Below are 4,882 nucleotides of genomic sequence, written 5' to 3' on the forward strand. Positions count from 1 at the left end.
GGGATGCTGTACACCCGTCCGTTCATCCGTGGCAGGGCGCCGCCGACTTTGGCCGAAGGCCAACCGGAGGCGGCGCGGGGGTCAAGGGGGCGCAGCCCCCTGCGGTTTCTTTCCCCTATTTCTTGGGCGGCCAAGAAATAGGGCCGCCCGCCGGGGCGGGACCCGGCAAATCTCCGCCGCCGAAGGCGGCTCCCCTTAGCCCTCCGGAGGAGGGCGATAAAAAGCTCCGCCGCTCAATGAGCGGCAAATCTATAACGGCTCCCCGGAGGGGGCTTCCCCCTCCTCCAGCAGGGCGGCTGCGGCGGAATCGGGCAGCGCGCTGACCTGCGCGAGACGGCGCTGGATGGCGCGGGTGCGCACGCCGACGAGCTTGTCCAGTTCGCTGTTGGCCTGTTCGAGCCGCTGCTGGGCGGCGCCGAGCACGTCGCCGAACCGTTCGAACTCGGTCTTGACCGCGCCGAGCACCTGCCAGACCTCCCCCGACCGCTTTTGGATCGCGAGGGTCCGGAAGCCCATCTGAAGGCTGTTAAGCAGGGCGGCCATTGTGGTCGGGCCGGCGACGCTCACCTTATAGTCGCGCTGGAGCGGCTCGAGCAGGCCGAGCTGGAGCACCTGCGCGTAAAGCCCTTCGAAGGGCAGGAACATGACGGCGAAATCGGTGGTGCGGGGCGGGTCGAGGTATTTGTCGCGGATGTCCCGCGCGAAGGATTTGACCCGCGCGGCAAGCGCCGCCGACGCGGCGGTGATCTCGGCGGGGTCGCCCTGCTCGTAGGCGTCGGTCAGACGGACATAGGCGTCCGCCGGGAACTTGGCGTCGATCGGCAGGTAGACGGGCTCCTCCCCGTCCCCCGGCAGCACGACCGCGTATTCGACGGAATTGCGGCTGTCGCGGCGGGTGGAGAAATTGGTCTTGTACTGGTCGGGCGAAAGGATCTGCTCAAGGATCGCGCCGAGCTGGACCTCCCCGAGCACGCCGCGCGTCTTGACGTTGGAGAGCACCTTCTTGAGATCGCCCACGCCCGAGGCAAGGGTCTGCATCTCACCAAGGCCCTTATAGACCTGCTCGAGCCGCTCACTCACCAGCTTGAAGGACTGGCCGATGCGGCTTTCGAGCGTCTGCTCGAGTTTTTCATCGACCGTCTTGCGCATCTCCTCGAGCTTTTTGGCGTTGTCCTCCTGGAGGGAGGAGAGCCTGTTCTCCACCGTCGTGCGGATGCCCGAGAGCTGTTCGCCGCTCTGGGTGGTGAAGCTCTGGAACCGCGCGTCCACGCTGCGCATGAGCTCCGCGACCGTCTTTTGCAGGCTGTCCTGCCGCATCCCCAGTTCGCGGGACATCTGCTGCTGGTTGCTCGCCAGCGCCTGCCCGAGCGCGTTCACCGAACGGGTGATGTTCTGCGCGCTCTCCTGCCGCGACTGGCGCGACTCCTCGATGAGCACGCCGCGCAGCCGGTCGAGCTCCTCCCGCATGGGGCCGAGCCCCTCTTCCCTCCGGCGGGATTTCGCCGCCATGACCGCGGCGACGATTGCCGCGGCGCACGCGCCCGCCGCAAAGAGCGCGGCGGCCCACAATAAAACCTGGTCCATGATATCCCCCTTTACCGGACGTTCCCGGTCCGGTCAAAAAATGCGCCCGCCGCCGGCGGGCCGCAGAAAACGCTGTTCTAATCAGAGGATATTATAGCATGTTTTTCTTCCCCCGAAAAGGGCTTCCCGTTCGCTTCCGAAACATTTTGCACCGGTCCCTTCTCTTTCCCCGGCAGAGAAACGGGAGGGGCCGCCTTTCAGGCGGCAGCCCCTCCCGTTTTCCAATACAGTACTTACAGTACCTACAGTACCTACAGCCAGATTCCGGGCGAAAAGGACCCCGGATTTTTCCTCTCCGGACGGGCGTTCGCGGGGACGTGCCCTCCAAAGCGGGGTCGCCGGTTTCGGGTAGTACCGTGGACAGTTTCGGCTAGCGAGGTGCCCCGATCCGGATGGCGGCGTGGGCAGTTCCGGTGAGTCCGCCCTGCGCGCGCGCGTGATATAATAGAGATGCGGATGGGGCGCCAGCTGCAAGATCAGGAATATGGACGAAATCGTCCGTCCGGACGCGAAATCCGGAGCATCCAGGAGATCATTCGAAATCCGGGAGGGATGGTACCCAGTTTCGGTGAGCCTCCCCTCCCCTTCCCCAACAGGGACGGTCCATCCGGACCCGCGGATTGCCGCAAACCCGGGATTTTGCGCGGATTGCGGGGTTTTGGGGAAAACTGCGTACCGTTTGCGGGCGGCGGTGAAATCGGGAGGAATCCGGAGGATCGGGGAGAAAACGCGGGATAAACACGGGTTTATATCCCGGAAGGTACTCAGTTTCGGTGAGCCGGGCACCCTTGTGGGCGGCCCACACATGTCAAAGTCCGAAAAACGGTACCCGTTTTCGGGGAGTCCCCCAAAACTGCGTACCTTCCCCCGCGGGGCCCGGAGATTATACGCAAGGGAATTCCTTTACATCCTCCGGGCGCTCATTTCCCGAAAACGGAACGCCATAAAAACCGGAGAAAACGGAAGGAATCCGGAGTGATCGGCGCGCCGTTTCAAATGGAAAAGCAGATGGTACCCACTTTCGGATAGTATCATTTCCCGCAAAATTACCGAATGTAATTTTATGGACAGGCCCCCGTTCGGCGGAAAAAACGGACCGCATGGAAAACGGGAGAAATCACGAGCAATAAAAAGAAAAACGCGGATAAACGCGGGATGAAAGAAGCGACGGTACCCAGTTTCGGTGAGCGGGGACCGTGCGGGGCACCGGAAACGCTGGACAGCCGTTCGGCTTTACAGGCTAGAGCCCCAGAATCTTCCGCAGAATGTCGTTGACCAGCTTGCTGTCGGTCACCTTCTGGGCGACCGCCGCGCGGTGCAGCGCGTCGATGACGGCGGTGTCGAGGTAGAAGGTTTTGTTCTTCGCCATGCGCCCCTCGTCCCGCACGATGAATTCGGTCAGGTCGACGGGCGGCGCGGCGGGCCTGGGCTGCCTGGCGGCGCGCGCGCGGGGCGCGGGCTGCTCGGCGGGCGGTTCCGCCGCTTTGGGCGCGGGAGCCGCTGCCGCCTCCGGCTGCTCCGCAGGGATTGCGGCGGTCGCCGCCTGCGGGATCTCCTGCGCGGCGGTCGCCGCCGCCGTCGCTTCCTGGGCGGGGGTCTCCCCTTCCCCGGCGGGCTTTGCCGCGCGGGCCGGGTGCTGCCGCATCTCCTTCGCCTGACGTTCCAAAACGCTCTTGGTAAACTTGTTTGCCATGAGTATGACCTCCCTGCCGGGGATTATTCCCTCCGGGCGCGTTTTCCCGGGATTCCCCGTCGCATCGATTTTCTATTAGAAGTTCTATTCGCTTATATATGCGCGAATAGAACCTCGCGTGCAAGGACGATTATAACACGCCGCGCGCGAGCATTTCGTCGACAAGGGACGCGATCGCGTCGCAGCCCTTGGAGCGCAGGTCGTAGATCGAGATCGGCACGGCGGCCAGCTCGCTCTCGGTGATGCGGACGTTGCGCGGGATGACCGTCTCGAAGAGGATGGGGCGCAGGTCCTCGGTGTCGGGCGAGGTGCGCAGATATTCGAGGTAGTCGGCGGAAAGCTTGTTGCGGCTGTCGAAGTCGTTGACGATGAAGCCCTTGATGTTGTCCTCCCGGCGCAGGCGTTTGCGGGCCTCCTCCCATAGCGCGATGAAGAGCTGCGCGCCCTCGATCGCGTTCATCGAAACGTCGCTCACGAGCAGGATGGCGTCGGACGCCAGGAAGGCGTTCTGATTGACGATCGACATGCTGGGGTTGGTGTCGATGAGGATGTAGTCGTATTGGTCGAAAAATGCTTTGTGGTCGCTCAAATAGTTCGAGAGGATCTGCTCCCGCCCGGCGACCGACGCGATCTTGAGCTCCGACTTGTGCAGAAAGATCGACCCGGCGATCATGTCGAGCAGCGGCAGGCGGTCGATGGGGCTTTTGATGACGAGCTGGTCCGGCTCGGGCTGCGCCTCCTCGAGGTTGTAGACGTCGTAGGTGGTGAGCAGGTCGGGCTGGGTGCGGTCGATGCCCATATTGTTGGTGAGGTTGCCCTGCAGGTCGGAATCGATGACCAGCACGCGGTAGCCGAGCTGGGAGAGGATGCCGCCGATGTTGAAGCAGAGCATCGTTTTGCCGACGCCGCCCTTGAGGGTCCCGAAGGTGATGATCTTTCCCATGAGGAAGCCTCCCGTAGATTCGCGATTCGATGCGCGAACAGATTTGCGATTCGATTGATGCATACATTATAGCACAGATTCGTGAAGAGATGCAAGCATCTATAAAAAATTACATTTAAAGATATCATCGATAACATCATATAGAATCGGTTTGATCATGGATTATAAAATACATAAACGAATGCGTTATATAATAGATGATATATCTTATTAATATAGTTTCTAATAGATTAACGAATATACAAGCCTTGCGGGCGCGCGGCGCCTGTGGTAAACTGGAAGGGAAAATGGGGGAATCTTGATGAATCAGAACGACCGGCTGCTCGACGAACTGCGCGGATACCTGCCCGAATACATGGCCCAGAAGCGGATGGTGGTGGGGCGCGGCAAAAAGCTCATCCGCTGCATCAACCCGCAGCACAGCGACTCCACGCCCAGCATGTCCTACTATCCCAAGACGAAAAAGCTCCACTGCTTCGGCTGCGGGGCGACCTACGACCTCTTCGACGTGATCCGCATGGACTATCCCGACTGCGACAGCTTCCCGCGCCAGGTGAAGAAGGCGTGCGAGCTCTTCGGCGTGCCCTTCCCGGAGGACTTCGGCCGGGACCCGGCGGCGTCCCCGGCGCCCCGCGCGGGGGCGCGCGCCGCCGCCCCCGCGC

General features: G+C 62.0%; 4 protein-coding genes. 1 reads left to right on the forward strand and 3 read right to left on the reverse strand.

What is annotated here, in order from left to right; all coding sequences use genetic code 11:
• Positions 1-249 precede the first annotated feature (249 nt).
• From rmuC to RCI06_RS14175, 3 genes are all read right to left on the reverse strand, one after another.
• A complete protein-coding gene (gene rmuC, locus RCI06_RS14165; protein ID WP_288235311.1) occupies positions 250-1,584 on the reverse strand; it encodes a DNA recombination protein RmuC in 1,335 nt (444 codons plus the stop codon).
• A 1,240-nt stretch (positions 1,585-2,824) separates the two neighbouring features.
• Entirely contained in the window at positions 2,825-3,277 is a 453-nt protein-coding gene (locus RCI06_RS14170) for a hypothetical protein (protein ID WP_306576418.1), read from the reverse strand.
• A gap of 130 nt (positions 3,278-3,407) precedes the next feature.
• A complete protein-coding gene (locus RCI06_RS14175; RefSeq protein WP_158595715.1) occupies positions 3,408-4,220 on the reverse strand; it encodes a ParA family protein in 813 nt (270 codons plus the stop codon).
• Between the two features lie 301 nt (positions 4,221-4,521).
• Between RCI06_RS14175 and RCI06_RS14180 the strand changes: the two genes are divergently transcribed.
• Positions 4,522-4,882: CHC2 zinc finger domain-containing protein (locus RCI06_RS14180; protein ID WP_306576419.1), on the forward strand; the 361-nt coding region annotated here is incomplete at its 3' end.

The sequence above is a fragment of the Anaerotruncus massiliensis (ex Togo et al. 2026) genome (assembly GCF_030825285.1).
GTDB classification, from domain to species: domain Bacteria; phylum Bacillota; class Clostridia; order Oscillospirales; family Ruminococcaceae; genus Anaerotruncus; species Anaerotruncus massiliensis.